This is a genomic window from Arthrobacter sp. NPDC056727, from assembly GCF_042790555.1.
GTDB lineage: Bacteria > Actinomycetota > Actinomycetes > Actinomycetales > Micrococcaceae > Arthrobacter.
On record NZ_JBHTZA010000029.1, the window covers coordinates 1 to 16,152 of the forward strand.

Sequence of the window (16,152 nt, forward strand, 5' to 3'; positions counted from 1 at the left end):
CCCAGGCGGGGGGGTGCTGGTATACTTCTGGTTGGTGGGGGGGGTCGGGGGGCGGGGGCCCGCCCGGCCGGCCCGCCCCCGCCTCTCCTGGGGGTTTGGGTTACCTGCCGCCTTCGATCTTCCGGCTGCGTTGTTCCTGTGCCATGGGGCCGTAGGGATATACGCCGACGCGCGGTTGGCTGGCCTGGGTCAGCCGCTCTGATTCCTCGGGGGTCAGTTCGAGGTCCGCGGCGGCTAGGTTGTCTGCCAGTTGCTCGATGTTCCTGGCGCCGAGGATCACTGACGTCACCGCGGGCCGGTCCGCCAGCCAGGCCAGGGCTACTTGCGAGGCGCTCACGCCATGGTCGGCGGCTGTTTTTTCCACTGTTCCGATGATGTCCCAGGTGCGTGGGTCGTCGTTGCGGGCCCGCCACGCTTCCATGCCTCGGTTCGGATTATCGCCGAGCCGGGTAGCACCGGCGGGCGGCTCGTCGCGCTTGTACTTGCCGGATAGCCAGCCGCCGCCCAGGGGCGACCACGGAAGCAGGCCGATGTTCGCATCAAGGGAGGCCGGGACGATCTCCGACTCGATCTCGCGGACCAGCAGGCTGTACTGCGGCTGCAGGGTTACGGGGGCGCTCCAGCCGTGGGCCTTAGCCAGGTGGACAGCCTTGGTCAGCTGCCACCCCAGGAAGTTCGAGAAACCGTAATAGGCGATCTTGCCATTGCTGACCGAGTCGTGCAGGAAGCGCAGGGTCTCCTCAAGGGGTGTGATGGGGTCCCACGCGTGCATTTGGTAGAGGTCAATCTGTTCCACCCCGAGGCGGCGGAGGGAATCATCCAAGGCCCGGGTCAGGTGGCGGCGGGACGTGCCTACGCTGTTCGGGGCCTCACCCATGGGGAAGCGTCCCTTCGTGGCCAGTACCACGCGGTCCTTGACTTCGGGCCGCCGCGCCAGCCAGCGTCCGATGATCTCTTCCGATAGGCCGGCGCTGTAAACATCGGCGGTGTCGATGAAGTTGCCGCCGGCGGCAACATAGTTATCCAGGATGGCGTGGGACGTTTCCTCGGTGGCCTCGGCCCCGAACGTCATGGTTCCCAGCGCGTAGTTCGATACCACGGCGCCGCTGTTGCCCAGTGTGCGGTACTGCATGATGCTCCTCAGTTCTCGGTGGGTGTCGTCTTGTTGGAGTGGTAGTCGCGCCAGCTGTGTGCGGGTTCGAAACCCAGCAGCCGCCTGGCCTTCTCGATGGACAGCAGGGTCTCGTGCTCGCTCAGCTCCTTGAGCATCTTGACGTCGGGAAACACTTCGGCGGCCAGGCTGGCACTGGAGCGGCTCATGACGGTGTCCTCGTTGGCGACGATGAAGGCCTCGAACCCCGGCGTGCGGTAGTCCAGAGCGCGGGCCACCGCTTGGGCGCCGTCGCGCGCGTCGATGTAGCCCCAGAGGTTCCATTTGCGCAGGGCGGCGTCCGAGTCGAAGGACGGGAACTCCTCGTAGTCCTCCGGGTCCATGACGTTGGAGAACCGGAGGCCAACGATGCTCAGCTCCGGATCCCAGCGCGTCATCTGGATGGCCATCTGCTCCTCCAGATGCTTGACCAGCGAGTAGGTGCTCTCCGGGCGGGCCGGATACTCCTCGTCTACCGGGATGTAGGGAGGGTCGACGTCGAACGGCAGTCCCAGCACCGTCTCACTGGAGGCGTACACGATTTTCTTGATGCCGGCCCTGCGGGCCGCCTGGAACACGTTGTAGGTGGACAGCATGTTGTTTTCGAAGGTGGCGGCGTCCGGCACGAGGCCCGGCGCCGGGATGGCGCCCAGATGCACCACCGCGTCGAACCCCTGGTGCCGGTCATCCAGGCCCAGGATGACGTCCACAACCTGCCCGTAATTGCGCAGGTCCACGGTGGCAAAGCCGGGACTGCGGTTGCCTGTCCGGTCCAGGTTCAGGACAGAATGCCCGTCAGCCACCAGCCTGCGGACCACATTCTGCCCCAGCTTTCCGCTGCCACCTGTCACTGCAATTCTCATGGGTACTCCTTTGCTATATCCATTAATTCGACGTGCCGCGGCCAGGGCCTCGGCGGCTTTCTCTCATCGGGTCTCGGCACAGCGGCACGGCGGACGGAATTGTTCACGCGACGCGGTGCCAAACGCTCGTCAGCCGGCGCGGCAGCGCTACGGAGCAAGTGATTGGTTGTTTGATGGGCCGCATGCCATCAGCAGCCAATCCAGGGTCCTCATCATGTTCTGGAACTCCAATGAACCGGTAAGCCGCACTTTCCACACGGACGGCTGTTCCTCGCGGCAGCTGCATACGTTGCACCAGGCGTCTTTCATTACTCCATTGACGCTACGTACCACGTGCGGCATTGTCAGCAGGTTTTCCTATCCCTGCTTTTCCTAGGACGCTGAGTCCTACCTTTAGGGCCGGGCACAAGGCATCGCAAGGTCCGTGGGGGGTGGTCACCAGGCACCCGTGCTGTAGCGTGCCATGTGCCCGACGAGCACTGTCCAGCGCTACGACCTGGGGACAGTGCTCCATGGAAGGCCACCACCGGCGGCCGGACGGTGGCAAGCAACTCATTGCGGGCAAGAAGCCGCCGGCGGAGTGAGCGGACAAGCGGCACCTGCTCCGATCGACAGACCAGGACTCCCCCGGCCGCCTTGGGTGTTCCTGGTACAGCCGTCACGCGCTCCCGAAGCAACCCGCCATCTTCAAGTCCAGCCGAGTGGGCCATGACCGCGGATAGCTCAGCGGCAGCCTACCCATTTGGGCAACATGCTGCCCAAATGTTGAGTGAGAGGGCCCTGCTGAGGGTGAGAAGCAGAGCAGCAAACGTATGGCCGGACGCTGATCGCCCCCGCCGAGGCCGGTCAGGCCGCGAGGACCCGCGGTGCTGCGGCAGGCCGCGTCGCGGGGTCCTCTTCTCCTGCACCCCACCCAGGTGGGTTAGAACTGGGTGAACGCTGCTGTGGCGGGGTCCGCGCCGATCCGGTTGCCCTGTTCAAGTGCGTTGATGGAGATCAGTTCGGCCGCGGTCAGGGTGATCGCTGCGGCGTCGAAGTTTTCCCGCATGCGCTTGGGCGATGAGGTTTTGGGGATGGCGATGTTTCCGGTGTGAAGGTGCCAGGCGAGGACAACCTGGGCGGGCGTGACTCCGTGCTTGGCGGCAAGGTACTTCACGGGGCCGGCGTCCAGGTCCGCGCCTTGGCCCAGGGGGCTGTATGCCTCCACGGCGATGCCCCGGGAGCGGCTCGTGTCGACGAGATCGCGCTGTTGGAAGGTGGGGTGGATTTCGATCTGGTTGACGGCCGGGGTGATGCCTGACGCCGCGCGGAGGGCGCCCAGGTGCGGTTCGAGGAAGTTGGACACTCCGATGGCATGTGCCAGTCCGTCGGCGTACAGGTTTTCCATGGCGTTCCAGGCCTTGGTGAAGAGCCCTTGGGACGGTACCGGCCAGTGGATCAGGTACAAGTCGACGTAGTCCAGGCCCAATGCATTACGGCTGTTTTGGAAGGCTTCGTAGACCAGCCCCTGCTCGCCGTTGCGGAGCTTGGTCGTGATGAAGATTTCCTCTCGAGCGATCCCTGATGCAGCGATCGCGGCGCCCACGCCGGTTTCGTTCCGATAGGCGGCCGCTGTGTCGATGTGGCGGTAGCCGGTTTCCAGGGCGTCTTCAACAATGCGCTGGGTGTCCTCTTCAGGGACCTGGAAGACGCCGAAGCCGAGCTGCGGGATCTTCACGCCGTTGTTCAGGGTGACCGTGGGGATCATTGTTGCCTGTGTCTGGGACATCATCTGTACTTTCTTCGGTGAGGTGTCGGAGGTAACCGGGCGCGAGGGGATTCAGGGCGCCCGGGACGGCACGGCGTCCCCCGTTGATGCGTCGGGTTGTTGACGCGCGGTTGTGGTGGCTTCATGCTCTGGGCGCGTGCGTGGGCCTAGGCTTGGAGCGCTCTGGCCCAGAGGTTGATGTCGGATTCGACCGCGAATTCATCGATTTTGTCGAGCTCATCGGTGGTGAACTCCGGGCCGGAGACTGCCCTGAGGTTGTCTTCGAGTTGCTGCACGCTGCTGGCGCCGATCAGTGCTGACGTTACGGGTATCCCCTTCTTCTGCGGGCGCAGTGTCCAGGCGACGGCCATCTGGGCCAGGGTCTGCCCGCGCCCGGCGGCGATCTCGTTCAGGCCGCGGATCCGGCTCAGGTTCTCGGGCGAGAGGTGGGTGTTCGCCAGGGACTTGCCCGCCGCTGCCCGGGAGTCACCCGGGACACCGTTCAGGTAGCGGGCGGTCAGCAGTCCCTGGGCCAGGGGTGAGAAGGCGATCGCCCCTGCCCCGACCTGTTCGAGGACCTGGAACAGGTTGGGGTCCCCGTGCTCGGTCCACCGGTTCAGCATGGAGTACGACGGCTGGTGGATCAGCAGGGGCGTGCCCAGATCGGCGAGGATGACCGCGGCCTCGAGGGTTTTTTCGGGCGAGTAGGAGGAGATCCCGGCGTACAGTGCCCTGCCGGAGCGGACCGCCGTCTCCAGCGCGCCCATGGTCTCCTCCAGGGGTGTGTCCGGGTCCGGGCGGTGGCTGTAAAAGATGTCCACGTAGTCCAGGCCCATGCGCTCCAGTGACTGGTCCAGGCTGGCCAGCAGGTACTTCCGAGATCCCCACTCACCGTAGAGCCCCGGCCACATGCGGTATCCCGCTTTCGTGGAGATGACGAGTTCGTCCCGGTGCGGTTTGAAGTCATCCGCCAGGTGCAGGCCGAAATTCGTTTCCGCGGACCCGTCCGGCGGACCGTAGTTGTTGGCGAGGTCAAAGTGCGTGACGCCCAGGTCGAACGCCCGCCGGAGGATGGTCCGTTGCGTTTCGAAGGCCTTGTCATCGCCAAAGTTGTGCCAGAGGCCGAGCGAAACGGCCGGAAGCTTCAGTCCGCTGCGGCCGACCCTGCGGTACGGCAGGGAATCGTAGCGGTCCTGCGCTGGGGTATAGCTCATGTATTTCAGTGTCCTTCGGTTGTTGTCCCGGTTCCGGGGCTTTGGGTACCCGCGGTGTGGATGTGGTCGGCCCGGAGTTCTTCGTCCATGACGGTGAGGCCGATCCCTTCCCCGCCCTGCACGTTCCGGCGCCCACGTCCGCCGTCGAGCCGGACCCAGGCGGTATTCCCGTCTGCTGCCATCATGTCCGCCCAGCCCCTGGCAATAACCTGACCCCGGCTGACGAGGCCTACGTAACTGCCCACTAGGAGCTGGACCAACAGCGAGGAGCTGAGGATTTCGGTCCGCCCGACCGGCGGCCTTTGAGCCTGCCCCTGAACGGCGTTCGCGGTGGTTGGGGCCTCCTCCGTCACCGGGTGCCGGCCGTGGTGTCACATTGCCGGTCATCCGGGCAGATGGCGGACACGCCCGAATATTCCCGACTTGTTACAGCGTGCGCGTCAGGCTCAAGTGCCCAGGCGGCCCGGTGCAGAGAACTTGCAAGCCAGCCCCGCAGCGTAGCGAGCCGCCGGCGTGCGGACTCGGCGCTCCGGCGCGGCCGCCGTGATGGTGGCGGCGCCACAACAGGCGCGTCCGGGAGGGCGCTGAGGGCCTCGTAGTTTATGGCGTTGACGGCGAAGGCCGCCATCGCAAGGGAAAAGTCCATGGTGTCTTCTTGTCATCTCACATGCATGGGTCTGTCAGCTACAGGGGCGTGACTGTTCTCGTGGGAAACCCGCACGGCCGATAGGCCCGGCGGGGCGCCGGGTTACATGGCCGGCCACGCACTAAACGCTATTCGCCTCCATGCGCCCTGTCAGCAGCTACGCCACGGCCTGCTTTTCCTAGGACTTCCAGTCCTACCCTCGGCCATGGAACGAGGAAGCGCGGGCATGGAGAATGGTAGACATGGGTCAAAGTGCAGAGTTCGGTAAGTTTTTGAAGGCCATGCGGTCACGCATGACGCCGGAGATGGCGGGGCTGCCGCCCAGCCCCACAACGCGGCGGGTCCCCGGGCTGCGGCGTGAAGAGATCGCCCGGCTGGCCGATGTCAGCACCGACTACTACACCCGGCTGGAACAGGGCCGCAACATCCACCCCTCCCGTGCCGTGCTCGATTCAGTGGGCAGTGCACTGAACCTGGACCCCGGAGAACATGCGCACATGCTCGCCCTCCTGGAAAACTGCGCCAGCACCCGGCGCTCCCCCGATCTGTCCCAGACCGTGCGCCCCGCGCTCCACCAACTCCTGGGCGCCGTCGGGAACGTGCCTGCCCTGATCCTGGGCCGCCGCACCGACGTCCTGGCCGGAAACCGTCTGGCCTTCCTCCTGCTCGCCGACTTCCCCGCCATGCCCGCGGCCGAACGCAACCTCACCCGCTGGATCTACCTCGACTCGCAGGCACGCGAACTCTTCCGCGATTGGAAAACGGTCGCCTCCGAAGCTGTCGGAACCCTGCGCGCCGATATCGGACGGCACCCCAACGACGTCCAGGCCAACCAGCTCGTCGGCGAACTCGCAGTAAACAGCGAACACTTCCGCCACTGGTGGGCCGGACACCGAGTAGCTGCCGCATCCGCAGGCAGCGTGCGATTCCATCACCCCGTTGTCGGAGACCTGGAACTGAACGTCGAAAACCTGTCCCTGCCCGATGACCCCGACCAGGTGCTGCGGATGTACACAGCCAAACCGGGCTCCCCCTCGGCGGATTCCCTCACACTGCTGGGCAGCTACGGCGCAGAACAGGCCCCCACGCGGGAACCGGCACGCACGCTCCAAAACAAAGCATCCGACACCCAGACCCCCTGAAAATAGCGGCAAGCCAGCCCGTCATCCTCTGTCAGGCCGCTTCGGTGCCAGTAGTCGAGGTGGAATCCGCACTGGTCGGTGTTCCCGCCGGTCAGGAGCGTCGATCGTCGAGACGCTCCACGAACTCCTTTGACACGCCCCGAGCATGAACGGGGACCGTTTCCGCCAGACGGCCAAGCAACGGCGTTGGTCAGTGCGACAATCAGCCCTGATCTGGAAAAGGGCGATTACTAGGAAACCCCTTAATGACGTGAGGAACGGCATTTGACACGTGGGTAACGGCTGAACCGGTTGTTTCCCACGCCTTCAGGCAGGTCGTAAGCATTTGGCTCTGGCCGCGCAGCGGTCCCCGGGTCTAGCATCCGGTTGTAATCCCATCTCGAGACCAGGAGGAATCCCGATGCCAGAAGACTCAGTGAAGAATGTCGTGCTGGTGCATGGCGGATTCGTCGACGGATCCGGCTGGCAGGGTGTGTACGACCTGCTGACCGCAGACGGCTACAACGTCCGGATCGTGCAGAACCCCACAGTGTCCCTCGACGACGATGTCGCGGTGACCAAGCGGGCGATCGCCGACTGCGATGGTCCCGTCGTGCTCGTTGGCCACTCCTATGGAGGCGTGGTCGTTACCGAAGCAGGCACCGACCAAAAAATCGCTTCCCTCGTCTATATCGCCGCGTTCGCACCCGACGCGGGCGAATCCGTGAACACGCTCATCGCCGACCCGCCGCCAGGCGCCCCGGTCCCCCCGATCCTTCCGCCCCGGGACGGGTTCCTCTTCCTGGACCGTGAAAAGTTCGCCGATTCCTTCGCCGCCGACGTGCCGCCCGGGCAGGCGGCATTCATGGCCGATTCACAGGTCCCCTGGGGCGTCGAAGCCCTCCAGGGCGCGGTCACCAAGCCCGCCTGGCGGGAGAAGCCCAGCTGGTACCTGATCGCCACCGATGACCGGATGATCCCCCCGCCCGCGCAACACGCGATGTCCGAACGCGCCGGTTCCTCCGTCACCGAGGTCCCAGCCAGTCACTCCGTGTACGTCTCACAGCCGCAGGCCGTGACTTCACTGATCAAGGAGGCGGCCGCGGGCCGCGGCTAGCACCTCCCGGGCCGCGCTTTCCTCATCCAGCTGACGCTCTTGGGTCTGTTTCCGCTGCCACGCAAAGCCCGATCTCGCCTCCGCTCGGCCGTTCTTCAGAGCGGGTGGTGGCTCCAGGCCTGCGAGACCCTGAAGGCGAGCCTGGGACGCTTGATCGGGCGGGTGATGGGCGGGCGGCGCCAAGTCCAATCCGTCGAAAAACCTGGAGGTCGGATAGTCGTAGCACCAGTCTGGACGTTCGTCAGGTTGGAGTACACCCCAACCCGATCTCTCCGGCCTGGTGTCCTGACGTTTTTCTGGGAAGTCCCTAGAAAACAATCTGACAGGTTGATGGGCGCCAGAGTGACCGGCGTTCAGCATGTGTTGGCGTGTCGCGTCGGCGGGGACAGCCGATCACATCATGGCCGGCGACGGCGGGACAAGCACGATCAACGACGTCGCAGCACTCCATGCTTGCCCGACGGGGCAGTCATCCTGAGCTCTGGGTTTTCCTCAATTTTTGTCGTTTGGTCGATGGTTTGCCCCTTGTGGACCAATCCAGAGTCCACGCATGACCGTACGTCTGGATGCGGCATAGATTGCGGGAAGGCCTCCTTCGCGCAGAAGGCTGCGAGGGCTATGCGACTGTGATTTCGGCCGCCGGCAGGCATGTGAAGAAATGCGGTTGTTCGACCGGGGCGAGAGGAACTATGACCCACCGGTTTCCGTAGTACTCCACATAGGAGTCTGACGGGCAACGGGAAAATGCTTCTTCGCGTGTCAACTCAGTTCTCCAATCGACATTGATCCTCACCGGCACGTGGAACCGGTCCCATCCTTAGTTCTTGTGTAACATCGCTCACAGATCTGGCGGAGTTTCCTGTCTCGGGGGCCTCTCCACCCCTTTTAGCTAGGGGAGCCCGAGTGCTTTCATCCGCGAATACAGGGTGGAGCGGCTGATCCCGAGCAGTTCAGCAGCCTGAACCTTATTGCCCCTCACCTGCGCCAATACCTTGCGGATTGTGTCGAACTCAGCTTGCTCCAGGAGTCCTAGGTTCCGGCGGCGGCCACGGGTGCGGTAACGCTCCGGAATGTCGCTGAGAGTCACATCGCCGACGGACCTGGCAGCAAGTACCTCGTCCAGCACACTCTGTAACTCCTTGTAGTTACGTGGCCAGTCGTGAGCTAACAAGGCGGCCAGAGCCGGGGACGTGAATCTAACGTTCTTGACGCCACGGTCCGCCAGTAGTGACGCTACTATCGAAGCCAGTTCGGGTCGCCGTTGCCGCAATGCTGGTAGCTCGATAATTGACCGACAATGCGTCGCGATCGGGGCGATTGAGTCCATGCCGGTATCAGTCGTCAGCACGACGCGTGCGCTCGTTTGCTCCATTGCATCTAACAGCACCCGGAGGAGCCGCGCATCAAGAAGGTGGACTGACTCTACAACGAAGCTGGTCAGAGACTGCTCTGCCAGGCTCTGAAGACTTGCTGCCCATTTCTTTGAGCCGTCGACTACAGCGTCGCTGGCGTCAATCACCTGGACGGAATCGTCAGCCGTTACGCTGAAAGCTGCCGCAGTACGGCCCGATCCCGGTTCGCCGGAGATGAGGACATGTCCAGAGGCATTGCGTGCCCGCAGGAGCTTCTCGGCAAGATCGTCGCCTACGGTTCGGTAGCGGACCGTAGCGCGCGGCACGGCTGGCGTACCTTCTTCGTCTCGCAGAACGCGGAACACCGCGCCCTGATCCGAAACCCGCTCTATAAGGACCGTTCGCTGTCCCATGCTCAGGTCCATTTGCACTCGGTCCCCGAAGACTGTAGTACGCTGCGCGGCAAACTCCTTGAGCAAAGCGAGGTCATTGTTCCCTAGCTCCGTGGCCGCCGCTCCGTTCGTGAAGGTCTCGCTTGGCTCGACCGCCACCACGGGCATTCGGCGGTGCCCTTCACATGCGGCGCGAAATGCGAGCAGGAGCGCAACTTGCGCGTCCGAATAGGTGTTTAGGAGCCTCTGCTGGATTTCCCGGACAGCTGAGGTCAGCACGGGCTTCATGAGGGCCGGGCTTTCCCGTCCCGGGCCCATTATGTTGATCACGCCTTCCAGTCGCCGTGTGCCAAGCTGGAAAATCGGGAGGCCGAAACAAATCTGGTCGCGCAGGCATTCTAGAAAATGCTCTTCGCCGAGCACAAAAACACCGCGTCTGGTCTCGATTGGCGTTGAGATCGCATTGGTGCCGCTTGTTTGTTCTGTGAATTGGGCGCCGATCACGACGCCAAGGCGATCCGACGCGGCAGCCAGACGCGTAGTGCCAAATGTACGGTGCAGGATGTAGCCCTCGTTGTCGGCAAGCAAGAGCCCAAAATTCGAGTCGTGCAGTTGATTCTCAAGACCTTCGAGAATCGGTGTGGCTGCCCGCATGAGCCGCGACTGGAGATTCATTTCAGCGAGCTGATCAATGACGATCCCGCTGCCGGGGTTTAGCCCAGCTAGCGTCGATCGATGCCACGACTGTCGGATATCCGGGTCTAAGGGCGTATCCTTTTCAGTCATGCGACTTCCGGCGAGGTCACGGATGAACATTAGGGCTCAACTTCCAGGCGACGATTCCGCACGGAGCGCCACCGCTGAGTGCGAACTGATGGTGAGATCAACGCTAGTCAAGCGTCTGGCATAGCAACATATGCACGCGCACCGTTTGAGTGATCACGACTGTGCATGCCGCATTACTAGTCGCGCTTTCGCGACCCATCTGCCCAAAAGTGCCGACCTCCCTGACATCGGGTTGGCCTCAAGGAGCCGCAGCGGGTCCGTTACGGTGACGGAAGACTTACTGGGGACTTTGCGGTCTTTTCCCATTTGTAGTCGATCCAGATCTCATAGCCGTCCCACCTTTGCACCATCGTGCGTGTATTTACGCCGTCGACGGCAAGCCACAGAATCGAGTTGTCGTCGGTGACGGCATCGACAATTCCCTGTCGAACGAACTCGTTGTGGAGGCGCAGCTCGACGACTTCACCCACTAAGGGCAGCCAGTCAGGCTGAATATGAAGACTCATCGGTCTCCGTTCGGGTCTATTGCCGGGTGGTCCAGCGTGGCAACCGTCTGGCAGCCTCGCCGGTCCCTGGTTTCTGATAAATGAGCGGCCGGACACCTCGGCGCGCGTTTTCTGAGCCCAGGAAGCCGAAGACGGTCACCGTGGGCCAGGCCTGGCTCCTTGATAAAAGAGCTCACACCTAGGAGTTCTTTGTGGTTACCTTCCAAAGTGCACTTGCCCTTTTCTGACGGCAAGGCTGTAGAGCCAGAGGCTGATGAGGGAAAGAACTGCCGCATAGATTGAGAAGGCCCAAACCATGTCCTGTTGTTGGGCCCACACCAGAATGTACGAGGAGGTTCCGCCAAAGACAGCAACTCCCAAGCCGTAGGCGACGGCCATGCCTGTGGTTCTGCACTCGGGCGGCATGAGAGTGGAGATGATGAAGTTGAACAGCGTCTGGTTGAGGGCTATGGCGATTCCGCCGATGAGCATCACAGCTGCGAACGTCAAGATGCCACGCTGGTTGTACAAGACGATCAGGAACACAGCAGGAACCAGAGTGAAGCGGACGATCGTGAACACTTTCAGATTCCCGTACTTGTCGCACAAGGCCCCCACGTATGTTCCAGCGACAACCATCAGGATGCCCAGCATTGTTGTGACGGCGAAGATATGCGTCGGGTCTTCGTTGTAGGCGGCACGTGCAAGGCCGGGAAGGCCAACTGTCCACGCATAGTTAGCGGCCTGTGTCCCCGCCACCACGAAGAGAATAGCGAGGAATCCCAGCCGACTCTTCCAGACCTGGCGCCATACTTCTGCCGTGGTGGGCGGTGCATCCCCGGATCGGACACCTGCTCCGGTTTCGGGCAACGAACGACGGAGGTAGATTACGAAGACACCAGCGAGCCCACCGAAGAGGAAGGGTATCCGCCAACCCCATTCCGCCATGGCATCGCCGCCCACGCAGGCGCTGACGATGAAGGACACAAGCGAGGCGAGCATGATTCCGGCTTGAAGGATTGAACCCGAGACGATGGTTGTAAAGCGACCTTCCTGGCCGGGCGTTGCCATCTCTACCGCCGCCGCGTTCCCCACAGCCTGTTCGATGCCGGTGGAGAGGCCTTGAATGAGGCGTGCGCAGACCAGCACGGCCGCGGCCCATACTCCGATCTGGTCATAGGTGGGCAGCACTCCCATGAGCAAACTGCTGCCAGAAATGGCAGCGATGGAAATAACCAGGATCTTCTTATGCCCAATCCGATCCGCGATGGGACCGATGAAGACCCCTGCCAACGGCCGGGCAACGAATCCTACAGCGAAGACCATCAGTGCGGACAGAGTTGAGGCGACAGGGTCGCTGCCTGGAAAGAAGTGTGGAGCGAGGAGGGCTGCCATGAGCCCGTAAACGGTGAAATCAAACCATTCCAGGGCCATGCCGCCGCCGAGGGCCATGGCGTTTCGTTTGTTGATTCTTCGGGCGGTGGCACCCGTCTCGATGCCGGTTGCCCTGGTTATTTTTTGGCTCGTCATTGCGCCTCTTCGTTAGGTGATTTTTGGATGCATGTGGACACGGAACCGGGAAGGCTGTTCTGCGTCGCGCTTCAAGTGGGTTGCCATAAGCCAAGACGGCGCTCTGGGAGCAGCGAGTGAGTACTCCAAGGTGGCCTGTTGGCGCGGCAAGTGCTCCTGTGGAGAACTCTGAACCGAGCGGGCCGGCGGCCAACGTGACCGCCGGCCCGTTTAGCTGTGCCCTGCTTACGTGGCGATCACTAGATCGTTTGTCCACCGTCGATGTACCAGGACTGGCCGGTTACGAAGCTGGACGCGTCGGATGCCAGGAAACCGACGGCGTTGGCGATATCTTGGGGCTGGGCGAGTCTGCCCATCGGAATTCCTGTCCGGAATACGCTGAGGTCGCCCTCGATTTGGCGTTCGGGTCCTACTCCCAGCCGTGCCCATTGTTCGCGCTGCATGTCGGTTTCGGTGGATCCGGGATTGACGGTGTTCACTCTGACACCCTGGCCTGCTACTTCCAAGGCGAGGCACTGTGCCATCATCTGGGTGGCAGCTTTGGATGCGCAGTAGGCGGCGAGGTCGAGGCGAGGCTTGGTTGCGCAGTTGGACGTGATGACCACGATCGATCCCCGGGTTTCCTGGGCGATCATTTTTCGGGCGGCAGCGGCGCTACATAGGTAGGCCGCTCGTGTGTTCACGGCAAACTGTTTGTCCCAGAGGCCGATGTCGCCCGAGAGCAATTCTCCAGGGTTGCAGACTCCCGCGTTGTTCACGAAGACATCAAGGCCACCCAGGTGGCGCGAAGCGGCGTCGACTGCTTTTTCCACCGATACAGGGTCCGTGAGGTCTGCGGCGACGCTGAAACCTCCAAGTTCGGCGGCCGTTTCGGCTGCGGTCGCAGCGTCGATGTCAATGATGGCGATTTTTGCGCCCTGGGCGACGAGATGGGCTGCGATTGCTTTGCCGATGCCGCGACCGGCACCCGTGACGATGGCACTTTTTCCGCTAAGGGACGTACTCATTTTTGTACTCCGATGTTTCGTTCGAATTGAAAAGAATCAATATTTGCGGCCGCGACCGGGTTCAGTGCTGCTTCGAAGGCGCTGGTGATCGCTTCGCGTGCCTTGCCGGCTTGGGCGGCGTCCCCGATGATCATGAGTCTGTCGCTCGGAAGGTGTGTCAGGCCCAGCGAACGGACGAGGGAACTGCCTCTTCCGATGCGGAACCTGTAGTAAAAGAAGTCGCGAACCTTATGATTGCTGAATACCTTCTTCACGGCTCCTGACTTCATGAAGCGCGTGTTCAGGATTTTCTCCACCAGAGGTCCAACTCCTCCGCGGTATCGGGCTCCGGCGGCGATGACGATGAGATCTGCTTCCTGCAGAAGTTCGGTTCTGGCGTGGGCAGGCTTACCAAGATGAAACCTGACGCCGGCCCGTCTGCATTCTTTTTCCAGGTTGGCGATGTAAGCGACAAAACTCGGTTCGGCGGCCTCAACGTCATTGAAGATCGGCGCTTTCCCGGTCAGGAGAAAATTCCCTCCCGCGTGGTCTCTTTTGTCGAGAACGCAGACCGTATTGCCAGCTGCAGTCAATGCCGCGTATGACAGACCAGCGGGGCCGGCCCCAATGACGACGATTTTCCGTCCGGTCGCCAGGCCGCCGGCGGCGAACTCCAGTTCCCGGCCAGTAGTTGGGTTCACAACGCAGGAAAGGTTATCGCCGCCTCGCATGTTGTTCACACAGTGATTGCACGACAGGCAGCTCCGCACAGGGTTCCCGGACTGGGCTTTGTTCACCCATTCCGCGTCTGCTAGGAGGGGACGGCCGATGGCTGTCATATCCAGCTTTCCCTCACGTATTGCCCTACTGGCCAGTTCGGGGTCGCCCAGTCTCCCGACGCCGATGACGGGGACGTTGACACGGGACTTGACCGCGGCGGCCATGTCCAGAAATATCCCTTCCTTCCACTTCATGGGTGGAATCATGATTTCGGCACCGGGCTGGGACCGGTAGTGTCCCGCCGTGACGCTGATGGCGTCGGCTCCTGATTCGACGGCCCACTCCGCTACGACGTAGGCGTCCTCAGTGTGTATGCCGTCAGCGTAGAAGTCTTCTGCGCCAAGCCTGTAGATTACGGGCAGCTCTGGAACCGCTGCTTTAATGCCTTCGATGATTCGAAGACCAAACCGGGCGCGGTTTCGTAGCGATCCGCCGAACTCGTCCGTCCGAGTATTCTCCGATGGGGAGAGGAACTGAGAGATTAGGTAACCGTGCGCGCCGTGAAGCTCCACCATATCGAAACCGGCCTTTTTGGCCCGGCCGGCGGCGGAAACGAACGCCTCGATTGTTTCCTCGATTCGCTCCTGGGTCATCGCCTCCGGGTGGGCTATCTCCTTTTCGATTTCGAAGACAGGAGTTGGTATGGCCGAGGGGGCGACGGGCTGCACACCCGAAACCGCGCGGCGAGCCCTGCTGCCGCCGTGCCCCAACTGGATAGACGCGCGGGCACCTTCTTCGTGGATTGCCTTTACGATCGTTTCCAGTCCCGGCAGAAACTTGTCGTGGTAGATGCCCAGCTCGTGGAACCGGTGACGGCCGGCAACTTCGGGGGCTGCCATTTCGACGGTAATCAGCCCTACGCCTCCGCGGGCGCGCGCTTGGTAATAGGCGACTGTGGCAGAGGTAGCAAAGCCCGCATTCGTGGAGTATCGAGTCGTCATGGGCGGCATGACCACCCTGTTCCTGATCTCGACGCCGCCGATGGAGATCGGTGCAAACAATGCCGCGTTCTGCGTGTCAGGCATGGACGAGCCCAGACTCGGCGATCGCCACACGCAAGGCTTCCCTTTCAGCGTCGCCAAGCGGCTGGAGCGGAGAGCGTACGTGGGCTTCATCGATGCTGCCGGTCAGTGCCAGGATGTTCTTCATCCGGTTGTGTCCGTCCAGAAGAGGTTCCTTGTAGCATTCCTCGGCCAGCGGCCAGATTTGGTCCCATACCTGCCGGGCTTCGGCAAGGTCCAGCTTGTTGACAGCTTCCCAAAGCCGGACGTGAAGACTGGCCACGATGCTGCCGTGGCCGGAAAGGATCCCATCAGCCCCCACGCACAGGGAACTGAACAGCGATCGGCTGAAACTGGATAGGACGGCCACTTCCCTGTCGAGGGATTTGAGAGCCCTCCACGTGCGTTCGTAAATGACGATGTCGTTGGACCACTCCTTGACCGCAGCTATGGTGTCGATTTCTGAACAAAGCTGAGTGATGCCGTCGACGGTGAAGCGCAGAGCCGAGAAATGGGGGTAGATGAAAGCAATCAGGGGCAGATCAGTAACCGAAGCGATTTCGGCGAAGTGACCCCGGGCCATTTCTGGCCTCTGGTATCCGCCGCCGTCCAACACAGCTGACGGGAAGATCAACAGTCCGTCAGCGCCCGCCCGATGTGCCCGAACCGCGGCGGCGGCGGCTTTCTTTGAACCGTCTTCATAGATTCCGGCGATAACCGGCACACGCCCGTTGGTTTCTTCGAGCACAATGTCCAGCTGACGGGCACGTTCATCATCTGTGAGGGTTGCCGTCTCCGACGCATGAGCGTTGGTTGTTATGCCGGAGATCCCGGGAACATCCAGGAGTGAACGGAGATGCTTCCTGAGGTTTGCCTCGTCCAGGCGGCCATCGGAGGCGAACGGCTGCAGATGCGCCGGAATGACGCCTGAAATCGAAAGGGATGAACGTGTCATTGGTGTGTCCTCTGTATCGAATGGATT

The 16,152-nt window shown here is 62.2% G+C and carries 14 protein-coding genes; 2 read left to right on the forward strand and 12 right to left on the reverse strand.

Going from position 1 to position 16,152, the window contains the following annotated elements; all coding sequences use genetic code 11:
- Positions 1-100 precede the first annotated feature (100 nt).
- The 6 genes from ACFRAH_RS21210 to ACFRAH_RS21235 all read right to left on the reverse strand — a co-directional run bounded on the left by ACFRAH_RS21210 (position 101) and on the right by ACFRAH_RS21235 (position 5,620).
- Entirely contained in the window at positions 101-1,132 is a 1,032-nt protein-coding gene (locus ACFRAH_RS21210) for an aldo/keto reductase (RefSeq protein ID WP_377992883.1), read from the reverse strand.
- Between the two features lie 8 nt (positions 1,133-1,140).
- Entirely contained in the window at positions 1,141-2,013 is an 873-nt protein-coding gene (locus ACFRAH_RS21215; protein WP_377992884.1) for an NAD-dependent epimerase/dehydratase family protein, read from the reverse strand.
- A 922-nt stretch (positions 2,014-2,935) separates the two neighbouring features.
- Positions 2,936-3,781 (reverse strand): aldo/keto reductase, encoded by an 846-nt coding sequence (locus tag ACFRAH_RS21220; RefSeq protein WP_377992925.1) that lies wholly within the window; start codon positions 3,779-3,781, stop codon positions 2,936-2,938.
- Between the two features lie 146 nt (positions 3,782-3,927).
- Positions 3,928-4,974, reverse strand: a complete 1,047-nt coding sequence (gene mgrA, locus ACFRAH_RS21225; protein ID WP_377992885.1) for an L-glyceraldehyde 3-phosphate reductase — start codon at positions 4,972-4,974, stop codon at positions 3,928-3,930.
- A 5-nt stretch (positions 4,975-4,979) separates the two neighbouring features.
- Positions 4,980-5,159 (reverse strand): hypothetical protein, encoded by a 180-nt coding sequence (locus tag ACFRAH_RS21230; protein WP_377992886.1) that lies wholly within the window; start codon positions 5,157-5,159, stop codon positions 4,980-4,982.
- Between the two features lie 164 nt (positions 5,160-5,323).
- Entirely contained in the window at positions 5,324-5,620 is a 297-nt protein-coding gene (locus ACFRAH_RS21235; RefSeq protein ID WP_377992887.1) for a hypothetical protein, read from the reverse strand.
- Between the two features lie 242 nt (positions 5,621-5,862).
- On the opposite strand from ACFRAH_RS21235, the gene ACFRAH_RS21240 reads away from it, so the two are divergent.
- Positions 5,863-6,762, forward strand: a complete 900-nt coding sequence (locus ACFRAH_RS21240) for a helix-turn-helix transcriptional regulator (protein WP_377992888.1) — start codon at positions 5,863-5,865, stop codon at positions 6,760-6,762.
- Positions 6,763-7,162: 400 nt separating this feature from the next.
- Entirely contained in the window at positions 7,163-7,858 is a 696-nt protein-coding gene (locus ACFRAH_RS21245) for an alpha/beta hydrolase (RefSeq protein WP_377992889.1), read from the forward strand.
- Between the two features lie 889 nt (positions 7,859-8,747).
- Here the strand turns inward: ACFRAH_RS21245 and ACFRAH_RS21250 are convergent.
- The 6 genes from ACFRAH_RS21250 to ACFRAH_RS21275 form a co-directional block, all read right to left on the reverse strand.
- A complete protein-coding gene (locus ACFRAH_RS21250; RefSeq protein WP_377992890.1) occupies positions 8,748-10,388 on the reverse strand; it encodes a sigma-54-dependent Fis family transcriptional regulator in 1,641 nt (546 codons plus the stop codon).
- Between the two features lie 260 nt (positions 10,389-10,648).
- The gene (locus ACFRAH_RS21255) at positions 10,649-10,894 is read right to left on the reverse strand and encodes a hypothetical protein (RefSeq protein WP_377992891.1); all 246 of its coding nucleotides are present in this window, start codon (positions 10,892-10,894) and stop codon (positions 10,649-10,651) included.
- Positions 10,895-11,089: 195 nt separating this feature from the next.
- Complete coding sequence (locus tag ACFRAH_RS21260) at positions 11,090-12,403, reverse strand: MFS transporter (RefSeq protein WP_377992892.1); 1,314 nt, start codon at positions 12,401-12,403, stop codon at positions 11,090-11,092.
- A gap of 239 nt (positions 12,404-12,642) precedes the next feature.
- A complete protein-coding gene (locus ACFRAH_RS21265) occupies positions 12,643-13,410 on the reverse strand; it encodes an SDR family NAD(P)-dependent oxidoreductase (protein ID WP_377992893.1) in 768 nt (255 codons plus the stop codon).
- Positions 13,407-15,194 carry an NAD(P)-binding protein gene (locus ACFRAH_RS21270; protein ID WP_377992894.1) on the reverse strand — a complete coding sequence of 596 codons (1,788 nt, stop codon included), beginning with the start codon at positions 15,192-15,194 and terminating at the stop codon, positions 13,407-13,409. Before ACFRAH_RS21270 ends, ACFRAH_RS21265 begins: the two co-directional genes overlap by 4 nt.
- Positions 15,187-16,125, reverse strand: coding sequence for a dihydrodipicolinate synthase family protein (locus ACFRAH_RS21275; RefSeq protein ID WP_377992895.1), 939 nt, complete (start codon positions 16,123-16,125; stop codon positions 15,187-15,189). Before ACFRAH_RS21275 ends, ACFRAH_RS21270 begins: the two co-directional genes overlap by 8 nt.
- Between the last annotated feature and the right edge of the window lie 27 nt (positions 16,126-16,152).